The sequence below is a fragment of the Paenibacillus sp. J31P13 genome, from assembly GCF_056269295.1.
The window spans coordinates 1-20666 of sequence record NZ_JBWDNR010000002.1 but is presented as its reverse complement, the minus strand read 5'-3'; the positions used below and the strand labels follow the sequence as shown (position 1 = coordinate 20666).

Below are 20666 nucleotides of genomic sequence, written 5' to 3'. Positions count from 1 at the left end.
AGTTACTCACCTCCGCGAATGGCAAAGAGGGGAAGAGCGTCTAGAAAAACCATCGCTTCTTCCCCTCCTTTTCCAAAAAAGTTATTTCACGTTTTTGTATACGTCTTCTTTAGAATGGAAGCCATCCGCAATAACGGTTGAATCAATATTTGATTTATCTACCGCTACTGGATCAAGAAGAATGGAAGGCACATCTATTTTACCGTTGTTTACAATCTTGTCGGCGCCTACATCTTCACCTTTGGCAAGCTTCACTGCAAGATCAGCAGCTTTCTGAGCCAAATCCTTGATTGGCTTGTATACAGTCATCGTTTGCGTGCCTTCAACGATACGTTGTGCTGCAGCAAGCTCAGCGTCCTGACCGGATACCGGCAATTTACCAGCAAGCCCTTGTGCAGCGAGTGCTTGAATGACACCGCCGGCAGTACCGTCATTCGCTGCGACTACTGCGTCAATTTTATTGTCATTGGCTGTGAGTGCGTTCTCCATATTCGCCAGTGCATTAGCTGGATTCCAATCCTTTGTCCATTGGTCGAATACGACTTGAATGTCACCGCTGTCAATAAGCGGCTGCAAAATATTGAAGGCCCCTTTCTTAAATAAGTGCGCATTGTTATCTGTCTCAGAACCGCCGATGTATACAAACTTTCCTTTTGGAGCCAGCTTAATAATTGCCTCGGCTTGCATTTCGCCTACCTTTTCATTGTCGAAGGAAACATAAAGATCGAGATCGGAATTTTTGATTAAGCGGTCATAAGCAAGGACTTTAATTCCTGCTGCATGAGCCTTCTCAACAATAGCCGCTGTAGCCTCTGCATTATGGGGAACAACTACCAATACATCTACGCCTTGGCTGATCAGATTTTCAGCCTGTGAGATTTGCTTCGCATCGTCACTGTTCGCTGCCTGTACCTCAACCTTCGCGCCAAGCGCTTCAGCGGCTGCGATGAACAAATCACGGTCGCGCTGCCAACGCTCTTCTTGCAGCGTATCCAGCGACAAGCCGATTACGATTTTCTCATCACCCGATTTGACGTTATTCGTCTTGCCTGTCGCTTCTTTGTTGGTTGGCTTTGCATTCCCATTGCCATTACCGCTTGAACATGCAGCCAACACAAGCACCAAAACTAATAATAACGATACCGCCCCGCCTCTAATAAAACGTTTCCCCATTTTCTTCGCTCCCTTATATCTAGAAATGTAACCCCTTACAATGCAAATATATCATGCTGCTACTGGTTGGGAGCGAAGCCATTCCAGCACTCTTTTGCTATCGTCTGCAATTTTTTAAGGCAACAAGCTGCTCTCTTTGTTTTTGCCTAGAATCGCCCTCCGATAGTCAGTTGGTGATGCACCGCTTACTTTTTTGAAAACTTTACTGAAATAGTTCGGATCGTTATAGCCAACCTCAAACGTAATCTGCTTTAGACTTAGCCTAGGATCTCCCATCAGCTTCTTAGCCTTCTCAATTCTGCATTCGGTTAGAAAATCAATATAATTAATGCCCTCTTGCTCCTTGAACATTTTGCTCATATAAAAAGGGCTTAAGCCGATACGTTTTGCCATCCGCTCTAAGGAAATATCCTGCTCGGAATGCTCCATAATATATTGCTTCATCTGTCCTACTGCGTCTGGCTGCAAGTTGTTCTGATGAGAAATGATGCCTTCAATCAGCTTGCTGAGCAACCCTTCTGTTTCCGCACGAAGCTGCTGATAATGCTGCACCTGGAAAGAAAATAACGGCTTCTCCACCTCAAAGCCCATTTCCTGCGCGACTCGGGCAATGATCCATAATCGCTCAAGCACCCATTGACCTGACTGCGTTAATGAAGCATTATTCTGATCATGCAAATCAATTAATTCCATAACGGTCTGGCGTACGATATCCCATTGGCCGAGTCGAATATTATCAACAAATTGCTTTTCCGTTCCCTTATCCTGATAGCCTCCTGCGAATGGCCCCTGTGCTTCCATATCCTCATAGTACCGATGCTTAGCTGGCAGCCCTGTATTTGCTGTTGCGAGCAATGCCTCTTGATAGCTCAGTCTGACTTGGTCCAGCCCGGTATAGGGATGGCCAATGCCAACAAAAAAATCTCCGCCCGCATTGCGTTCTCTAAGGATCAAACATTGCTGCACGAGCAGCGCCGCTTGTGAACGATACGTTTGCCCAGCTTTACGGAACACAATGATCGGGATTTGACGACCAGACATGGCACCAACCCAACCGCTTTCGGTCTGATGCACTTTTGCTTTTATCGCGCAATACAGCGCTTCTGTTGCAGCCTCGATTGGCATAGTAACGAGCATTACAAATGCTTCACTCGTCGCTTCACCGCCAAGAAGATTCATCATGTCATCAATATGCACATCATGAACATGATCGAATAAGAGCTGCGTCACGACATCAGACTCGACGAGCGGCATAACCTTACGAAGTGTATTCACCTCGTTTATTCGTTTCTCCAGCTCACTTCTGAGCACCTCAATTTCCTCTATCACTCTGCCAACCGTCGCTACGATTTCACTCGCCTTGCTCGGTTTGAGCAAATAATCTTTAACTCCCAGCTTCAGTGCCTTTCTGGCATAATCAAATGTATCGTAGGCTGTAACCATAATAAATTTAACCGTTGGCAAAAAAATCGAGATTTGCTCGATCGCTTCTATCCCATTTAATCCCGGCATCTTGATATCCATGAGTATGAGATCGGGCAACCACTCGCCAGCCATCTCAATGGCTCTAGCGCCATTTTTGGCTTGCTCAAATTGACAAGTCGGAAATCCTTTGTGCAAAATAGCTTGCAGACCTTCTCTTTCCACCTGTTCATCATCTACGATTAGTATTTTAAGCATGAATGGCAACGCTCCTCACCATAGGTATTTTAAGGGTTATCTTCGTTCCGAAGTTAGGCGTGCTTTCAATATCAATCACATCATCTTCACCTACAAACAGCCGCAGACGCTTCACGACGTTGCTGAATCCAATCCCCGTTGAATGACCCGTTCCATCTGATACGCCGCTCTCTGTCAACATCCCTTTCACCTTTTCATGCGACATGCCAAGTCCATCATCCTTTATTTCAATCATGACTCGTTCTCCTTCCGCGTAAATGCGAAGTGAGATCGTTCCACCCTCCTCTAGCGGCTCCACAGCATGAATAACAGCATTCTCAATAATAGGCTGCAGCGTTAAGCATGGCAGCTGGAGCTGAAGGCAGCTCTCATCAACCTCTTGTTGAAATCGTAGACGATCTGTAAAGCGCGCGGTTTGAATTTCGATGTACTTCAGTGTGACTGACAGCTCTTCTTCCAGAGTTACTGCTCGGTCAAGACGCCGCAAATTATAACGCAATAATCCGGCGACATTAGCAATAAGATCACTGGTGTCCTCTGAGCCGTCCAAATAGGCTTTTTTTGAAAGTGTATTTAACGTGTTGAATAAGAAGTGGGGGTTAATTTGACTCTGCAGACTAATCAGTTGACTTTCTTTTAGGAGAAGCTTACTTTCCTGCAGTTCTCGCTCGAGCTGAGCTTTCTGCTGAATTTCAGATATGAGATGATTGATGTTAACACGCATCCGGTCGAATGTTTTGGCGAGAAATGATATTTCATCATTAGAATGAATAGCTATTTTATTATCGAACTTACCGCGAGAAAGCTCTCTAGCTGCCATAGTGAGTTCGTTGATAGGCCGCGTAATACTGTGGGAGAACCAATAGGTGTATAACAGAAGCATTAAAGTAATCAGTGAAAACAGCAACAAACCAAGCTGCTTCAACTCTGCGCTTTGTTCAATAATTTTGCGATAAAATGTATCGTACGTGCGAACCTCTTTATCGATTAACGTAATCGTTGTCTCCGCTATATACTTATCGATTCGGGTCGCTTCCTCAAATTTTTCAGTCGACTGCTCCAGCATTTTTTGCTCTAAAAACATAACGGAGAGATCCGCTGACTCCACTAGGCTATCAATCATATTAATATAGCTTGTCAGAGTAAAGGCATTGTCATGATTGCTTAGACTGACGGACTGCAGCTTCGCCAGCATCAATCTTTGTTTGCTCTCATCCAGAGTGTCCCGCTTCAGCGTTGTGGGCTTTTGCAAATAATCATTTAATGCGATGATCGTCTGATGGCTGCGATCTGTTACTTCATTCATTCGTAAATACCGCTGCAAAATATCATTGTACTGCTCCTGTGTTTTTTGGTTGTAATAGGTTAGCACGAACCAAATGGTAGCCATAATAAACAATACAATCGCCGACATCATTAAAATTTTGCGCTGAATCCTGTTCATGGGGTGTCACCTGCTCGCAGCACTCGAATATCGGTAAAATATCCATCTGGATTCAGCGGCAGCTGCTCGCCAATTAGCCATTTAACCATATGTGCGACACTCTCCTCGCCCATCGTTTCCGGGGATTGAGCTATTAAGGCATCAATCTTTTTCTGCTGCAAGAGCGAAAGCGTTGCCGGACTATCGTCGAATGAATAAATTAAAAAGTTATCTACCTGCATTCTTCTGCTTAACTCTTGAATGATCGTGCTTGCATGGTTGGCCGACACCGCAATGAAAGCATCTGCATCCGGCACCTCATTAAGCAGTTGATTTGTAGCCTTAGCCACATCCTCGCGCAGATCGCCTGCTGCCACTATTTTGGTTACAATGTCTTCATACGGATTTAATACATTCAATATCCCGGTTAGTCTAGATCTCTGGAAATATTCTTGTCGATCGGAGACCATAAGGACGACTTTGCCTGAGAACCCCATATCCGCAACTAATTGACGCGCAATCATCTCACCTGCCTCCATTTGATTCGAGCCTACATAGGTCCGTCGCAAGCTTTCGTTCATTGGCACATCATTCGCAACCGTTATAATGGGAATACCGCTGGCTGCCGCTTTCACCTTCGTCAAGCTTTTGAATTCCTCTGTATCAAGCCCTTGCACAATAATGCCATCTACCTTAGATGCAATCGCAACCTCAATATTTTTTAGAAAATCATCACGATTCGTTCCATAGGTACCCCAAACTTCCAGATTTACGCCATAGTGCTCCGCAGCAGCTCTAGCACCCTGCTCAACTTTCAGCCAGAAAGGAGTGTCCAGCTCGAATGTAATAAGGACAAGCCTGTAGCCGCCATGCAATTCTCCAGACAAGGTTGGTTCTTCAAGTGCTGAAGAAAACATCTTAGTCATAGAGGTCAGTGTAAAAAATAATATAATCAAGCAACCTGCAAACAGGCTTAAAATAATTGTTTTGCGCAAGCTGATAGCCCCCTGCAACCGAAATAACGAACATTAGTGATAACGTTTACATTTCTGATCATAATTGATAGGGAGCGCTCTGTCTATTCCTTATAAAAATAGAAATTTTTATATTATCATTTTAACAAGAGTGACAAGCCCTTTCTCTATAGCAATAGGCATATACCACAGCTGTTCTGTGAAAATAAAGTCTTAGACTAGAGTCGTTGAGTTAACAACGTTTATGAATTAAAAAATCATCAGCTTCTTAAAAATAAGTTTTAGACTGGGTCCAATAAATAAAGCAGCGACACAAGACTTGATAAATAAAGTGTTAGACTGCCGCTGTTGTTGTTCAATTATCGTTTCCCGTTAGTTTAGTCAAGGATGCTACGAAAAAACTATATATTTCGATTTTCATATTCAGATTAATGCCAATTGAATAATTTAATGAAAATAAATTTAAAATTACCATAATATTTTAACAAAAAAATTACTGAACATGTATTTCCGATTTGATATCATTTTGACTTAAAAATTTCATTAAATCATTACTCAGCTGCACAATCTCATTGTTAGCATTATTCGCATAATCCGGCAACATCATATCCCTAACCATTTTAGTTCGTAGCCATGTCATAAAGAAAAGATCCAAAAATAAGTTTGGAAATTTAAGCACCATTTTAAGCATTGGTGGATCAATTGAAACGCCTGCTTTTTGTATTGCCCTAAGATACGCTTTTAAAGTGACTGTTATTTTGCGTGCCGTCTTTCTGGTTCTGGCTGTTTTTTTGTCAATTATCTTATTCTCAGAATACAAAACGCTCAACATGGCAATGTCTGATACGGAATGTGTGATTAGATACGCTTGCATATCCTTTTTAATAACGTAGGGAAGCTTTGCTGTTTGAAATAATTTTGCGAGGTTTTCTATGCGTTCTGTCACTGCACCATTAATTTCACCAAATGCAGTTGCCACTATAATCTTAGGTAGAAATCGAGCATGCAATACTCCATCTTTAATCTGTCCGCCGAAGCCGGGAAAAGCTGGTAAAAGTCTATCCCCTACGATATCCAGCCACGAAGAAAATCCAATTGAATTACTAGTCATCGTTACTATATTTTTGCTTTGATTATCTTTTAGCGCTAACAACGCTGATTCGGATCGATTATAACGAACGGTAACGAAAATAAAATCGTATACATCGTCATTTTCGAGCGTATCAATGACATTCACTTGTATCGATCTAACTGTACCTTTTTCTTTATATTGCAGGCCATTTTCTCTTAATGATTTAAATCTATTAGAATGTGCAAACAGGCTAACATCAAACCCAGCTTCAATAAGCTTAATTGCGTACATGCTCCCGATGACACCTGCACCAAAAATTAAAATTCTATCTTGTTTTGCTGACATTAAAACCACCCCTACTTATTAACATTTCCTTTTGATTATCAGACAACATGTTGTATGATGTGATTATAAATCTTCATTATTCCTTGATCAACCATCAGTTTTTTATTATTTGTCGGATGATATTCTTATTCGCTAGTAGGAGGGAAACATGAAAAAGCAACCCCAAATAACGGAGAAAACAAGACAAAAATTTGTAGAAGTTTTTTGTGAGTTATATAGCCAAAAGCCGATTGAGAAAATTTCGGTTCAGGAAATTGCGAATAAGTCAGGATATAACCGCAGCACCTTTTATCAATACTTTACTGACATTTACGAATTGTTAGACTCTGTTGAAAATGACTTATTGAATGACATGAAAAAAGAATTGGCGAATAAAGAGCTATCGATGCATACGGTTCAAGATACGCTCTATTGTCTGGACAAAAGAGAACATCTCCTGGTTCTTAACGCCCTTTTGGGTGATTATGGAAGTGCCCGTTTTTTAAAACGCTTAAAAAAAGAAATCACTTTGGATCAATTAGCATTAATCGTTCCGCAAAACCATTCCTTAACGCCATACTTAATTGAGTTTTACCTGACAACCTCCCTTTCTTTATTTCGTCTTTGGCTCCAGCGTCAAAAGGATTTATCGTCAGAAGACTTTTTCAAGTTAGTGGAGAACCTATATTCAAGAGGGATTACGCCCTATTTTAAAGAATGAGTCTGTCATTCAAACCAAATCCATATGTTGTATAACAATAAAAAAGCGCGCATATGCTTGTTTACACAATATACTTCATAAAGACTGACCTAACCTACTCTTAAGGGTCCGCATTCTGTAAATACAGACTTCTGCAAGTTTTTCTTCAGAGAAATTGCCTCTATTTGTGATACGGTTCACCGAAATTGATCTTAAACCTCCTACCCGTTAGCTTAATGAAGCATCGTCAGTCTACAACTTTATTTGCTGAGTCTAGCACTTTATCTTTCAGTCTAGAACTTTATTTTCTCCATACAACAGCATTTTCACAAAAAAATAGACGCCCCTATAAGGAGCATCTAATGGTTAATCCCTATTTGTCAGCGATGACGCCCTTCTTCAAAATCAAGTTGGCATACAATGCGCTCTCACTAGTCGCAATAACGGCATAAGCCTTCTTCGCACGCTCATAAAACGCAAAACGCTCTACCTGCTCAAAAGGCTCCGCTAGACCTGTGCGCTCTTCAATAATAGCACGGTAAGTGTCCCAAATTGGTGTCTGTACGGTATCACCGGGAACAACACCCATAAGCGCTGCTGGTTTCGCCACGTATTGATCAAGCGGGAATAATTGCAAAATAGCGTCAAGCAGCTCAGGTACATGATGGCCATCCGCACGAATGAGACGCTGCGCGTGACTGGCCGCTGGAAAATTACCATCCGCCAAAACAATCTCATCGCTATGCCCCATCTCACTCAAAACCTTGAGCAGCTCTGGGGATATCAGCTTCGGAATACCTATCAACATAAATGTCTCTTCCCTTCGTCTCGATTCGGCAAATACTAGCTTCTAGACTAGATTCGCCTCTTCTATCCCGCTTAGCTTCTGAAATCTTTCATAAGCAGCATTCCAATCATCCGATAGCGAAGCTGTATACGTATGAATCGGGAAGGATGCCGCAACAAGGTGGCGTGCTTCTTGCAGATTAGAGCATTCCCCTAGGGCAACGAGCTGCATCAGCATGTTACCGATCGCGCTCGCTTCCACAGGTCCCGTCCACACCGGACGACCGATTGCATCGGATGTAAATTGACAGAGCAGCTCATTCTGAATACCGCCCCCAACCATATGCAGTCCAGTGAATACTTCTCCGGTCAAATCTTCCATTTGCACCAGTGCCTGACGATATCTTAGCGCCAAGCTCTCCAGCACACATCTAGCGATTTCACCAATCGACTCAGGAATGGGCTGTGAAGTTTTGCGGCAATAGGATTTAATCCGTTCTATCATTCCTGACGGCGCATAGAACGAAGAATCATCCGGATAAATAAAGCTGCGGAATGGCTCTGCTCGTTCGGCTTCCGCTACGATGTCAGGGAAAGACAAGATCTCGCCTTGTTCATCCCATTCACGCTTGCATTCCTGCAAAATCCACAATCCCATAATGTTTTTGAGCAGCTGATAAGTCTCACCGACTCCACCCTCGTTGGAGAAATCCAGCTCCATTGCTTCAGGAGTGACAAGGGGCTGATCAAGCTCCGTCCCAAGCAATGACCAAGTTCCGCAAACGAGATAAGCAAAAGCGCCATCTCCAGTCGCAGGAACCGCAGCAATAGCGGATTCTGTATCATGCGTACCGACTGCAATCGCCTCAATAGCTGGAACGTCAAGCTCCAAACATACTTCCGCTGTTAACGAACCAATTCGAGTGCCGGGATGAATCGGGTCAAGAAATATTCCATCAGGAATGCCAAGCGATTTCAAGAGTTCCGTGTTCCAAGCTTGCTCTTTTGGAAGAAACAAGCCTGTAGTCGTCGCCATCGTAAACTCGCAAACCTTTTCTCCAGTTAGGAAGTAAGCAAGCAAATCCGGTGTAAGCAACAAGGTGCGAGCTGCTGAGAGCTTGGGTGTTGCTGCTTTCTTCATTGCATAGAGTTGATTGATCGTATTAAATGACATAAACTGCAGACCGCCTTGCTCATACAGCTTATCCTTGCCGATCAGCTCGTTCAGCTCCTCAACAATACCTTCCGTTTGCGGATCACGATAATGATAAGGATTGCCAAGCAGCTCACCATTCTCATCCAACAGTCCGAAATCTACGCCCCATGTGTCGATGCCGAACGTTTGCGGCGCATATCCCTCTTGAAAGGCTTTGCGGATTGCTATCTTCAGCTCCTGCAGCAGGCGCAGGATATCCCAGTGCAAATGCGAGCCGACAGCAATCGCTCCATTCTGAAAACGGTGGATTTCCGTAACCTTCAGCTGCGGTTGTCCGCTCGCTTCATCAGGCACCAGCTCACCGATTAACGCCCTGCCGCTGCTTGCTCCCAAATCGAAAGCGAGCACAGTAGCAAGCTTCGTCATTTCCAGTTCCTCCTTAGCGTAATCAACTAGCGCCTGCTTATAGCACCAGAAGCTTACTTCATCTTTTGAAGCAGCTCGATCCGGTATGCTTCACTCTCAAGGGAGGCGATTTCTTCAAACTCTTCCTTGGTCAAAACCTTTGGCTCGCGGATTGCTTTGGCAATCAAATAGATTTTTGTACTTTCTTCCACAACCTCAGTGCGATAATAAGCCTCACGCAGGTTACGACCAGATGTGACTAGCCCGTGGTTGCCAAGCAATACAGAGCTTGCTTCATTCACTTTCTCTACATAAGCATCAGCTAGCTTATCTGTCGTTGGCAGCACATAAGGAACATATACCGTTTTACCAACTAGCGCTGCTTGGTCAGGGAACATGATCGGAAGATCCTGCTCTACCAGAGTAAAAGCAATGCAGTAAGGCGGATGCGTATGAACAATCGCGCCAATATCCGGATTAGCACGGTAAGCATATAAATGCATAAGCACCTCTGATGACGGGCGCAATCCGATATCCGTAATCTCTCCCGACTCGATATCAACCTCTACCCATTGATGAGGCTCTACTTCATCTAGCGCAAAGCCGCTTGGTGAAAGATACATTTTACCTTCGAATCTAGCACTAATGTTGCCGCCCGGGCCTACTACCAATTTATTCGTTACAGTCTTGCGGGCATACTTGCAAAGCTCATTGCGAATTTCTGTGCTGCTCATTGTAAAACCTCCGTTTTATTTATAAATAGGCCCAAAGTTTTGGCAAGCGCGGTAGTCTGCACCCTCTGAGTTAGCCGTTCCGAACAGGCCCCAAGCACGCGGACGGAATACACGCTCATCAGGTACGTTATGCATATTAACCGGAATACGTAATATCGATGCCAGTGTAATGAGATCTCCGCCAATATGACCATAGCTGATGGAACCGTGGTTCGCACCCCAATTATTCATAACTTCATAGACGGAACTAAATGCGCCTTCGCCTGTCAATGTTGGAGCGAACCAAGTCGTTGGCCATGTGGAATCCGTACGTTTATCAAGCGTATCATGCACATTCTCAGGCAGTTCAACGGAATAGCCCTCAGCAATTTGCAGGACAGGTCCGATACCTTTAACAATATTAATGCGAGACATCGTCATCGGCATACCGCCGCGTGTCAAGAAATCCGAGGAATAACCGCCGCCGCGGAAATATTCAACAGCTGCCGGACGCCAAGATGTAGCATCCAAGCATTTTTGAGCTTCAGCTTCCGAAATCTCCCAGAATGGCTTCATCACTGGTTGGCCGTCTTTCGTTTGCTCACCCGTACCGTCAAGCGTAGAAGGACCGGAGTTGATAAGATGAAGCAAGCCGTTCTCAGCAGCACCTGTCAGCTTATGTCCTGTAACACGCTCCACTGATTCTGGACTCCAGTACGTACGAACGTCGGAAAAGATTTGTGCCGTATTCGTTAGCAAATAACCAAATAGCATGGCTGCACCGTTCAAGCTGTCATTTTCCGTAGCTACGAGATAAGGCGCGCGGATTCCATTCCAATCGAAGGAAGAATTCAGCATAGCCTCCATAAAGTCGCCATTTGGAAAATGATCTGTCCACTGCCGCTGGCCTTGGAAGCCTGCTACGATCGCATTATGACCACCTGCTTCCTCACCGAAACCGAGCTCAGCAAGCTTTGGATTGCCTACCATTAGATCACGGGCAATTTGGGTCATTTTCACAACGGTTTCCCAATCCTTGTCCTTTCTCTCTCTCGATGTTTGAATGGCTTCAGGATTGTTATCCGGACCCTCTATACAGTTCTCCTTCACCCATGCAAGCGCTTTCTCGAATTCCGCAGTATCATATATATTCTCTTCCATACGACGAACGAACTCTGTCATATCGATATATTCAGTCCGCATACCTAGGTACTCTTGGAAGAAGCTGTCATTCACGATTGAACCGGCAATACCCATTGATACAGAGCCCATCGACAGATAGGATTTTCCGCGCATGTAAGCGGCTGCAAGCGCTGCCTTAGCAAAACCAATAAGCTTATCTTTTACGTCGAAAGGAATCGTAGTATCTCCTGCATCCTGTACATGCTCGCCGTAAATGCCGAATGCCGGGAGTCCTTTTTGAGCATAGCCGGAAAGTACAGCCGCTAAGTATACCGCTCCTGGACGCTCCGTTCCATTAAAGCCCCATACTGCCTTCGGTATGGAAGGATCCATATCCATCGTCTCTGTACCATAACACCAGCAAGGTGTTACCGTTATCGATACCCCTACGCCGGATTTAGCAAATTTATCTGCACATGCAGCTGCTTCGGAGACACCGCCGATACAGCTATCCGCGATTACACACTCAACTGGTTCACCATTCGGGTAGCGCAAATTCTCAGATAACAGCTTCGCAGTGGCGATTGCCATATTCATTGTTTGCTCTTCTAGTGACTCGCGAACCCCTTTGCGTCTACCATCTATCGTTGGACGAATGCCGATCTTAGGAAAGCCGTTTTGGAAACGTGAGCTTGTTTCAGTCATGAATAATACCTCCATTGGTTATAATAATGTTACCGATAACATTAAAATAACAATAAAAAAGATTGCTGTCAATGACTACTTTTTTGTATGATAGATACTATGATTTGCTAATAAGGAGATAGACATATGGTAACGATTTACGATGTAGCGGCCAAAGCAAGCGTATCGGCTATGACCGTCTCCAGAGTTATCAATAACACTGGAAAAATAAGCGAAAAAACAAAAACGAAGGTAAAGCGTGTCATGGAGGAGCTTGGCTATGTTCCAAACCAGACAGCTCGAAGTCTCGTGCTGCAGCAAACAAAGCTGCTCTTCCTGCTCATAACCGATATTATGAACCCTTTCTATACAACACTGGCACGTGGTGCTGAGGATGCTGCCAAGCGCTCAGGGTATCGCCTCCTATTCGGTAATAGTGATGAGAGCCTTGAGAAGGAGTCCGATTATGTCACTACGATTTTGACCGCACGTGTAGACGGTGTACTGTTCGCACCTGCGGGAGACCCTTCCCTGCCGCACCTAGAATCTCTTCGCAAGCACAAGGTTCCTTTCGTCCTGCTTGACCGTGAAGTTCCTGGTATCGATTGCGATATTGTGTTAGGGGATAGTAAAGAAGGAGCAAGGAGTCTCGTAGAGCATCTTGTTGATCAAGGTCATAGAAGGATTGCTATGGTGAACGGCTCCTCCTCTATTTCCAGCGCGCGCTTGCGTCTGCAAGGCTATCAAGACGGCCTGAAGCTAAACGATTTGAAATATGATGATCGTTACGTATATGAAACAAGCTTTGGACCTATGAATGATTTGACGAATATGGGGCAATGGATCGACCGAATGGACCCTCCTCCCACTGCCATTGTGGCAGGCAATAACGTACTCGCCGTGGAGGCTATGAAATTGCTAAGAGAGCGTGGAATAAACGTACCTGACGATATGTCCATTGTCTGCTTCGATGATTTGGGACCTTACTCGGAAATAGAACCCTTCTTGACAGTAGCCGCTCAGCAAGCCTATCAATTTGGTTTCATGGGGATGAAAATGCTCGTCGAACGAATACAGGAAAACGAAACCGCTATGCCATGGAAAAAAATAGTTTTACCTGCTGATTTGATCGTCCGCAGATCAGTGAAGGATATGAAGCATATGTGACGGTGTAATAAAGAAGAGAACAATTGGGATTTCAAATTGTTCTCTTCTTTATTTGCATATATACATTTATGTAATGATAATATGATGCTGCTCTACTTAGGGCGCAAGTATCCTACCAGTGTACATACGATACTCGACAGAAGAGAAGGAATAACAAGAAAAATCATAAACCCCGTTTTTATCGAATAATCGATCATAGCCTCGAATGAGAATAGTATAGTGGGGCTTGATTTATAATAAATCAAATAGGGTGTTATAATGGCTAGCATCAAGCAAATAGGAACAATCAACCAATGCAATCTCAAGCTCCATTTCCTATGAATGGCAAACAGCAATTTCAGAATTAGGGCAGGAGATAGAATAGATACTGCTAATACTAGCACTACACTCATACTAAGCCTCCTCTTTTATTTTCCTCTTAGCAACGCACAACGCAATTACTATTACCGAAGCTTCATTCCTATCCTAGAACCTGCGTCAATTATCCTTCCTTGCAAAAGCGCGTCGAAATTCTGTTGGAGACTGCCCATTCCATTTGTGAAATTGCTTAGTGAAAAATAACGGATCATTATAGCCAACTGATGAAGCAATTTGAGCAATTGTCAACTCTCCTTCAAGCAGCTCCTCTGCTTTCTTCATTCGAACCTTAAAAAGATACTGCATGGGCGACAGTCCTGTTGCATCCTTAAAAAGCCTAGTAAGATGCGCTCTATGATAGCCTAAAGTCCGTGCAATCCCCTCGATAGAAAGCGGCTGCCCATATTGTAAGGAAAGCAATCGAATGGCTTGGTCAATCTGTCGATAGGAACGTGATGGCGGAACCTCCGCTTCGCTTGCCTCCGCTTGATGTAGACTTGCAAGCTCATACATAATGAGTCTCAGCCATCCTGATGCTTCCATATTGCTAAGTGCAGGGTAATCCAATCCTTGCAGACTCTTGCGTACACTTCGGAACATGCGCTGCATAGTATTCAAAGAGCAGCCATGTATAACGGGACGATCTGGCAAAATACCTATAGCCGACAAGGATGACTCTACGATATCACCCGTGAAGGCCACCCATATATATTTCCAAGGATTACTCATATCCGCTTGGTATTTGACTAATATATCTGGAAAAATAACGAAGGCATCGCCTGCCTTGCAAGAATAAGATTCTCCCAATGTTTCAAAGCTGCCTTCGCCTTCCACCACAATGTGTATGAGATAATAATCATGTACGCAGGGCCCCACGAAATGCCCCGCCACTGGCTGTGCTTTGCCACTGAACAAGACTGACATTTCGCCCTTTAACGGAGCAGCATTCACGATTACAGTAAATTGATGATGTTTATCCATCGTCATACCTCCATGAAATCAACTCCTTTTATCATACTGAAAAATGCAACATTACTCCATATATTGATTCGTTTCTTCCATATTTATTTCGAATGCATTTCCTTATACTGAAGGAGTCAAAATAAAAAACTTATTTATCAGGAGGTTAAAATCAGTATGCCTAAAATTACATTTATAGGAGCAGGAAGTACGGTATTTGCCAAAAACATTCTTGGTGATGTCATGCAAACCCCATCTCTTCAAGGTTTTGAAATCGCTCTATTTGATATAAATGCCGAGCGATTGATTGATTCCGAGAAGATGCTTCTTAACATCAAACAGACCAGTCAAAGCAAGTGTACGATAAAAGCCTACAGCGACCGCAAGGAAGCGCTGCGCGGTGCAAAATATATTATTAATGCTATTCAAGTTGGCGGCTACGATCCATGTACTATTACGGATTTTGAAATTCCAAAAAAATACGGATTAAACCAAACGATTGCCGATACAGTCGGCATTGGCGGTATTTTTCGAAATCTGCGTACGATTCCTGTTATGTTGGACTTCGCTCGTGACATTAACGAGGTATGTCCAGATGCGCTATTCCTGAACTACACCAACCCTATGGCTGTGTTGACTAACACGATGAATACGTACGGCGGAGTCAAAACGGTAGGCCTGTGTCACAGTGTTCAAGTATGTTTACCAGGACTCTTCAAAGATCTGGATCTCGACCCTACAGGTGTTAAATATAAAATCGCCGGCATTAACCATATGGCTTGGCTGCTCGAGGCAAGTAAAGACGGTGTTGATCTCTATCCTGAAATTAAGCGCCGCGCTGCGAAAAAACAGCTGGAGAAGCATCACGATATGGTTCGTTATGAGCTTATGCTGAAGTTTGGCTATTACATCACAGAATCGTCTGAGCATAATGCCGAATACCATCCATACTTTATTAAGCGCAACTATCCGGAGCTTATTGAGCGCTTCAATATTCCGTTAGATGAATATCCGCGTCGCTGTATTAATCAAATTGCAGACTGGAAGTCACTTCGCGAATCACTCGTTAACGATACGAAGCTGGAGCACTGCCGCAGTCATGAATATGCTTCATACATTCTTGAAGCAATCGAAACGAATCAGCCATTCAAAATCGGCGGCAACGTCATGAACACAGGGCTTATTACAAACCTACCAAAGGAAGCATGCGTCGAAGTTCCTTGCCTTGTGGACTCAAACGGTGTTACACCTACCTACGTCGGCGATTTGCCTCCGCAGCTGGCAGCACTGAACCGTACAAATATCAATACACAATTGCTAACGATGGAAGCAGCCATTACAGGCAAACGCGAGCATATCTATCACGCAGCATTGCTTGATCCACACACATCCGCAGAATTGTCGATGGACGACATCGTCTCTCTCTGCGACGAATTGATTGAAGCACATGGCAGCTGGCTGCCAAGCTACAAATAATAGCAAAAGCCTTACCGCACCTTAGAATAAGTGCGGTAAGGCCTTTTTAATTGTTATTACGCATATTTAGCCCAGCGGCTGTCACCTGGCATTGGACATGCTCGATCTCTATACTTGGCGGCTATGCGAACGAAGCATCCGCATATCGCGCAGGTTGTGCCCGCTTGAAACTTTGGACAAGCGCTGCACACCTCCAAACGTTGCTCATACACCTCATCAGGCACACAAATGTCTGATTGAAACATCGGCGCTGCCAAAATACGATCGATTTGTTCATCCGTTACACGGTACTCGTCACGGCAGCCCTTGCATCTTCCATTGCTGCTCATATGCACACACCTTATTCCGAGATGAGCTCAAGAACGGTAACCGACATTGGAGATAGCTTCGCGCTAATGATTGTACCTGCTACCGTAAAGGCTTGGTATGCCGTCGGAGCAACTGCATCCGGCTGTTCGAACGTATTATGAGCATCCTTGATTGAAGCTGTAAGCTCCGTTCCTGTCACTTTCAGAACCTGACCCGCAAGCCCTCGAAGATCAATTTCAACGTCAGCGCCAGACTGGTTGTCCAGATTACATAGGCTTACATGAATTCGGCCTTCTTCATCCTTGGAAGCAGAGACAGATACCTGAGGAATCTTCTGATCCGCATGCGCATAGTCTTCGCTTGTAATCGATGTGCTTAGAAGCGTCGCATCTTGGTGCACTTTATACATATCAAATACATGATACGTAGGTGTCAGCACCATTTTCTCACCTTCGGTTAAAATAACCGATTGCAAGACGTTTATAACTTGCGCAAGGTTAGCCATTTGAACCCGATCACAATGATCGTGGAAAATATTTAATGTAACACCTGCTACTAAGGCGTCACGGATCGTATTTTGCTGATACAAGAACCCTGGGTTTGTGCCCGGCTCTACATCGAACCAAGTACCCCATTCATCTACAATCAGACCGACGCGTTTGTTAGGATCATAACGATCCATAATGGTGGAATGGCGTTTAATGAGCTCGTCCATCCAAAGCGCTTTCTTCATCGTCGTATACCATTCATCCTCGGAGAACCCCGTTGCTGGACCTTTGACTGTCCAGAACTCTCCTGGAATCGTATAGTAGTGAAGCGAGATGGAGTCCATCATCCAATGCGCCTCGCGCATCACAACATCCATCCACCGATAATCATCCACATTCGGGCCACACGCAATTTTATGGATTTTGTTCTCGCCATAATTACGTACATAGGTCTGATATCTTCTATACTCATCTGCATAATATTCCGGACGCATATTGCCGCCGCAGCCCCAGTTTTCGTTGCCGACGCCAAAATATTTCACATTCCAAGGTTTTTCTCTTCCATTCTGTTTGCGTAGATCCGCCATCGGGGATACGCCGTCGAACGTCATATACTCCACCCACTCTGACATTTCCTGTACAGTGCCGCTTCCTACATTTCCAGAAATATAGGGCTCACATTCTAACATTTCACATAGCATCAAAAATTCATGTGTACCGAAATGGTTATTCTCAAGTACGCCGCCCCAGTGTGTGTTAATCATTCTCTTTCTTGATTCACGCGGACCGATGCCATCCTTCCAATGATACTCATCGGCGAAGCAGCCTCCCGGCCAACGGAGTACGGGTATTTTAAGATTTTTAAGCGCCTCTACTACATCGTTGCGAATCCCGTTTGTATTCGGAATAGGGGAATCCTCACCAACCCAAATGCCCTCATAAATACACCGACCTAAATGCTCGGAGAAATGTCCATAAATATTGCGATTAATTGTGCCCGCAGCTATATCTGCGTTAATCGTAACGCGGTTTGCCATCATATACTCGCCCTCGCTTCTGTATGAATAGAATATAATAAGGTTTTTGTTGGATTAATATATTAATTAATTCTATTACTTATATATTAATCCTAAACAAATCATACGGGTAGCGGACTATTTTTGCAACTCTTAATTTCGATTTTGACCCCTATTTTTGAGAAAAAGAAAGCATTTTCTTTTTTTTCTTGGAATGATCCTTTAATCCACTAGATAGATCCTTTCACCAACGTTGACTTGTCCAATTTTTGTTACAGAAGCATACACACCAAAACGCAAATCCATTTTCTCATTTACTTTCATTAAGAGCGTTTTGTCCTTCTCATTGGTATCTGGATCAATGGTTATCATGGTGCATCGTTCACAATAAGAATCTACAGCTAACTCTATATCTCCTACTGCTAAACGCTTCCCTATCCACTGACTTTCATCTATTCCGTTCTCATCTATCGACACGACTATATTCGCTCTAAAACGTCGCATGTCCAATCTTTTTCCCCATAGTTCCTCTAACTTCCGAAGTGATGCATCTGTGATGATCAGAATACTGGCTGCATCGACAGCCAATAGCTCCTCGCTTTGCGGTTTATGAGTACGCATGGCTATTTTCTTTTTCCATTTCGCCTGAATCTCCTCTAATAAATCTACATCCCAATTCCATACACGTCCATCGGGAGAGGTAATAGCTACTTTCGGAAACTCATCTTGTGAACCCTCTCCAATAAATTTCGTCTTATAACCAATCATACTAGGGATGTGTCTAGCCGTAACATACTGGTTCCAGCCTTCTTTTGTTTCATCAATAAAAGCATGACTGCGATCTCCATATAAGCCATAGGATTCAACTTTTGCATGCTCCAAACGCTCACCAGCAAATGATTTTACCGGGTATCTATAAATCTCGCTTATGTATCCAATTGGTGTTGCTGTCATAGAAGCTCCCTCTTTCTTTGTACTAATATGTAATATTATATTCGAATGGAATTATGAACCACAATCTAAATATAACAAGCTTTCTACCTCCTGCCTTTTCACAAAAACATCGATTTGATGCATATAAAAAAGAAGATTAGCATTTTACGACAAATGGTCTCAAAAAATTCTCCTATCATATGACAACCTTTTCACACGTTTTCCTATAATCTATTCTTGTTGCTATGCTAATTATCGATGAAATATGCATACGAATTTTATAGAGAAAGGTGATGGAACATGCTGATTAAGAAAAAAACGGATATACCATCTATTCTAGAAAACTTTCAATCACTCGCTGAATGGGATGCTGCAGGCCAGAAATTCTACTTCGTATTTGAAGACCGCAAGCGCGGCGGCAAATGGACCTTAATGAGCTATACTGAGAATCGCTTCAGCATACACGGTCACGGAAATGATTATTTAGATGAGAGAGAAGCTTTTTTTGAAGATCTAAGCCATGTCGCCTCATTCCTATGGGACAATCGAGCTGCTTACAACGCTGCCGTCAAGCCGTTAAAGCTTATTCCTATTAACTATGAACTTGAGCAAATTATTTAATCTTCTTATTAGCCTTTCGCTAAAACTACAATAGGATTGCCTCTTTGTCATTGGTAGATGATGAAGACAGGCAGTCCTTTCTTTTTTTCATAGAGAAGGAACTCTGCTATATTAGGGACACTATTGAGCATAAGGGGCGATCGAAGATGTCAGGCGTCATTAGCAAAGCTATTCATATTCTTGATTTGCTAGTCCCTCATGGAACGGAAAAGGAAATGAGTGTAACCGAGATTAGGTGAGCTCAATATGTGGCAGGAACGTCATCCGTGGCTGGCTTACAGGACTGCCAGAGCAATTTGTATCCTTTCAATGGCATGGTGATACGTTTGATTTGCCCTCAGGTTCACGTCAGCTGGCTTATTCTGATGCATGTGCAGTACAAGCCTTCTCCCATGGAGAACGCGTTCTTGCGCTGCAATTCCATCTTGAGACATCGGTTTCCTGTATGACTTCTATGTTGGAGCATTGGTCACCCGAACTAGTTGATCGTTCCTACATTCAGCCTGCAGCTGTTATATTGGATCAAGTTCAAAGAACCGAGGTCTCTTGGCAGATGCTTCACGGCATTTTACAAAAAATCGATGAAGGCTAATACATATAAAAAAAGACCATGAGATCAATTGATCTCATGGTCTTTTTTTGTTTGATGCGCGTAGAGGGACTTGAACCCCCACGTCGTGAAACGCCAGATCCTAAGTCTGGTGCGTCTGCCAATTCCGCCATACGCGCGTAGTAAAGAAAAAATGGTGAGTCATGTAGGATTCGAACCTACGACACCCTGATTAAAAGTCAGGTGCTCTACCAACTGAGCTAATGACTCATATGATGGTGGAGGATGACGGGATCGAACCGCCGACCCTCTGCTTGTAAGGCAGATGCTCTCCCAGCTGAGCTAATCCTCCGTTAAAACAATTAAACCACTAATTGTGAAGCTTTTTCTAAGCACATTTAAAGCATTTGCACTCTGAAAACTGGATATGAAAGATAGAGGCTGCTGAAGCCTTAAAGCTATTGCTTGCTGGATGTATGGGTCACAGCAAACCATTTTTAGGATAAGCCCTCGACCGATTAGTATTCGTCAGCTCCACACATTGCTGTGCTTCCACCCCGAACCTATCAACCTCGTC

Annotated in this window: 19 protein-coding genes and 3 tRNA genes; 5 read left to right on the top strand and 17 right to left on the bottom strand. The window is 43.7% G+C overall.

What is annotated here, in order from left to right; all coding sequences use genetic code 11:
- Nucleotides 1-81: 81 nt before the first annotated feature.
- The 5 genes from xylF to AC0YOD_RS06120 form a co-directional block, all read right to left on the bottom strand.
- Nucleotides 82-1173: a D-xylose ABC transporter substrate-binding protein gene (gene xylF, locus AC0YOD_RS06140; protein ID WP_475798400.1), complete on the bottom strand. Its 1092-nt coding sequence runs from the start codon at nucleotides 1171-1173 to the stop codon at nucleotides 82-84.
- A 114-nt stretch (nucleotides 1174-1287) separates the two neighbouring features.
- On the bottom strand, nucleotides 1288-2853 hold the full coding sequence (locus AC0YOD_RS06135) for a response regulator (protein ID WP_475798399.1): 1566 nt from the start codon (nucleotides 2851-2853) through the stop codon (nucleotides 1288-1290).
- Entirely contained in the window at nucleotides 2846-4297 is a 1452-nt protein-coding gene (locus AC0YOD_RS06130) for a sensor histidine kinase (RefSeq protein ID WP_475798398.1), read from the bottom strand. The genes AC0YOD_RS06135 and AC0YOD_RS06130 overlap by 8 nt, the downstream gene beginning before the upstream one ends.
- Entirely contained in the window at nucleotides 4294-5271 is a 978-nt protein-coding gene (locus tag AC0YOD_RS06125; protein WP_475798397.1) for a substrate-binding domain-containing protein, read from the bottom strand. Before AC0YOD_RS06125 ends, AC0YOD_RS06130 begins: the two co-directional genes overlap by 4 nt.
- A 472-nt stretch (nucleotides 5272-5743) precedes the next feature.
- Nucleotides 5744-6667 (bottom strand): ketopantoate reductase family protein, encoded by a 924-nt coding sequence (locus AC0YOD_RS06120; RefSeq protein WP_475798396.1) that lies wholly within the window; start codon nucleotides 6665-6667, stop codon nucleotides 5744-5746.
- 148 nt (nucleotides 6668-6815) lie between these two features.
- On the opposite strand from AC0YOD_RS06120, the gene AC0YOD_RS06115 reads away from it, so the two are divergent.
- Complete coding sequence (locus tag AC0YOD_RS06115) at nucleotides 6816-7367, top strand: TetR/AcrR family transcriptional regulator (protein WP_475798395.1); 552 nt, start codon at nucleotides 6816-6818, stop codon at nucleotides 7365-7367.
- Nucleotides 7368-7719: 352 nt separating this feature from the next.
- Here the strand turns inward: AC0YOD_RS06115 and fucU are convergent, their stop codons facing one another.
- The 4 genes from fucU to AC0YOD_RS06095 are packed head-to-tail and all read right to left on the bottom strand — an operon-like array spanning nucleotide 7720 to nucleotide 12233.
- Nucleotides 7720-8154, bottom strand: coding sequence for an L-fucose mutarotase (gene fucU, locus AC0YOD_RS06110; RefSeq protein WP_475798394.1), 435 nt, complete (start codon nucleotides 8152-8154; stop codon nucleotides 7720-7722).
- 42 nt (nucleotides 8155-8196) lie between these two features.
- Complete coding sequence (locus AC0YOD_RS06105; protein ID WP_475798393.1) at nucleotides 8197-9714, bottom strand: rhamnulokinase; 1518 nt, start codon at nucleotides 9712-9714, stop codon at nucleotides 8197-8199.
- Between the two features lie 53 nt (nucleotides 9715-9767).
- Nucleotides 9768-10427 carry a class II aldolase/adducin family protein gene (locus AC0YOD_RS06100; protein ID WP_475798392.1) on the bottom strand — a complete coding sequence of 220 codons (660 nt, stop codon included), beginning with the start codon at nucleotides 10425-10427 and terminating at the stop codon, nucleotides 9768-9770.
- Between the two features lie 15 nt (nucleotides 10428-10442).
- Nucleotides 10443-12233, bottom strand: a complete 1791-nt coding sequence (locus AC0YOD_RS06095) for an L-fucose isomerase (RefSeq protein ID WP_475798391.1) — start codon at nucleotides 12231-12233, stop codon at nucleotides 10443-10445.
- 126 nt (nucleotides 12234-12359) lie between these two features.
- Here AC0YOD_RS06095 and AC0YOD_RS06090 point away from each other — a divergent pair, with 126 nt between their 5' ends.
- Nucleotides 12360-13379, top strand: coding sequence for a LacI family DNA-binding transcriptional regulator (locus tag AC0YOD_RS06090; protein ID WP_475798390.1), 1020 nt, complete (start codon nucleotides 12360-12362; stop codon nucleotides 13377-13379).
- A gap of 92 nt (nucleotides 13380-13471) precedes the next feature.
- On the opposite strand, the gene AC0YOD_RS06085 is transcribed toward AC0YOD_RS06090, so the two are convergent.
- Together AC0YOD_RS06085 and AC0YOD_RS06080 are read right to left on the bottom strand one after the other, a co-directional pair.
- Entirely contained in the window at nucleotides 13472-13771 is a 300-nt protein-coding gene (locus tag AC0YOD_RS06085) for a hypothetical protein (protein WP_475798389.1), read from the bottom strand.
- An 85-nt stretch (nucleotides 13772-13856) separates the two neighbouring features.
- Nucleotides 13857-14717: an AraC family transcriptional regulator gene (locus AC0YOD_RS06080; RefSeq protein WP_475798388.1), complete on the bottom strand. Its 861-nt coding sequence runs from the start codon at nucleotides 14715-14717 to the stop codon at nucleotides 13857-13859.
- Nucleotides 14718-14873: 156 nt separating this feature from the next.
- On the opposite strand from AC0YOD_RS06080, the gene melA reads away from it, so the two are divergent.
- Nucleotides 14874-16172 carry an alpha-galactosidase gene (melA, locus tag AC0YOD_RS06075; RefSeq protein ID WP_475798387.1) on the top strand — a complete coding sequence of 433 codons (1299 nt, stop codon included), beginning with the start codon at nucleotides 14874-14876 and terminating at the stop codon, nucleotides 16170-16172.
- A 56-nt stretch (nucleotides 16173-16228) separates the two neighbouring features.
- Here melA and AC0YOD_RS06070 read toward each other — a convergent pair whose 3' ends face one another.
- From AC0YOD_RS06070 to AC0YOD_RS06060, 3 genes are all read right to left on the bottom strand, one after another.
- Entirely contained in the window at nucleotides 16229-16501 is a 273-nt protein-coding gene (locus AC0YOD_RS06070; protein WP_475798386.1) for a DUF6171 family protein, read from the bottom strand.
- Nucleotides 16502-16512: 11 nt separating this feature from the next.
- Nucleotides 16513-18006, bottom strand: a complete 1494-nt coding sequence (locus AC0YOD_RS06065) for an alpha-N-arabinofuranosidase (RefSeq protein WP_475799305.1) — start codon at nucleotides 18004-18006, stop codon at nucleotides 16513-16515.
- Between the two features lie 201 nt (nucleotides 18007-18207).
- The gene (locus AC0YOD_RS06060) at nucleotides 18208-18939 is read right to left on the bottom strand and encodes an MOSC domain-containing protein (RefSeq protein ID WP_475798385.1); all 732 of its coding nucleotides are present in this window, start codon (nucleotides 18937-18939) and stop codon (nucleotides 18208-18210) included.
- Nucleotides 18940-19218: 279 nt separating this feature from the next.
- Here AC0YOD_RS06060 and AC0YOD_RS06055 point away from each other — a divergent pair, with 279 nt between their 5' ends.
- Both AC0YOD_RS06055 and AC0YOD_RS06050 read left to right on the top strand, forming a co-directional pair.
- Complete coding sequence (locus AC0YOD_RS06055) at nucleotides 19219-19539, top strand: hypothetical protein (protein ID WP_475798384.1); 321 nt, start codon at nucleotides 19219-19221, stop codon at nucleotides 19537-19539.
- Between the two features lie 235 nt (nucleotides 19540-19774).
- Nucleotides 19775-20131 carry a type 1 glutamine amidotransferase gene (locus AC0YOD_RS06050; RefSeq protein ID WP_475798383.1) on the top strand — a complete coding sequence of 119 codons (357 nt, stop codon included), beginning with the start codon at nucleotides 19775-19777 and terminating at the stop codon, nucleotides 20129-20131.
- Nucleotides 20132-20186: 55 nt separating this feature from the next.
- Here the strand turns inward: AC0YOD_RS06050 and AC0YOD_RS06045 are convergent.
- The 3 genes from AC0YOD_RS06045 to AC0YOD_RS06035 all read right to left on the bottom strand — a co-directional run bounded on the left by AC0YOD_RS06045 (nucleotide 20187) and on the right by AC0YOD_RS06035 (nucleotide 20441).
- Nucleotides 20187-20268, bottom strand: a tRNA-Leu gene (locus tag AC0YOD_RS06045).
- A gap of 15 nt (nucleotides 20269-20283) precedes the next feature.
- A tRNA-Lys gene (locus AC0YOD_RS06040) sits at nucleotides 20284-20359 on the bottom strand.
- A gap of 6 nt (nucleotides 20360-20365) precedes the next feature.
- Nucleotides 20366-20441 (bottom strand) — tRNA-Val (locus tag AC0YOD_RS06035).
- Between the last annotated feature and the right edge of the window lie 225 nt (nucleotides 20442-20666).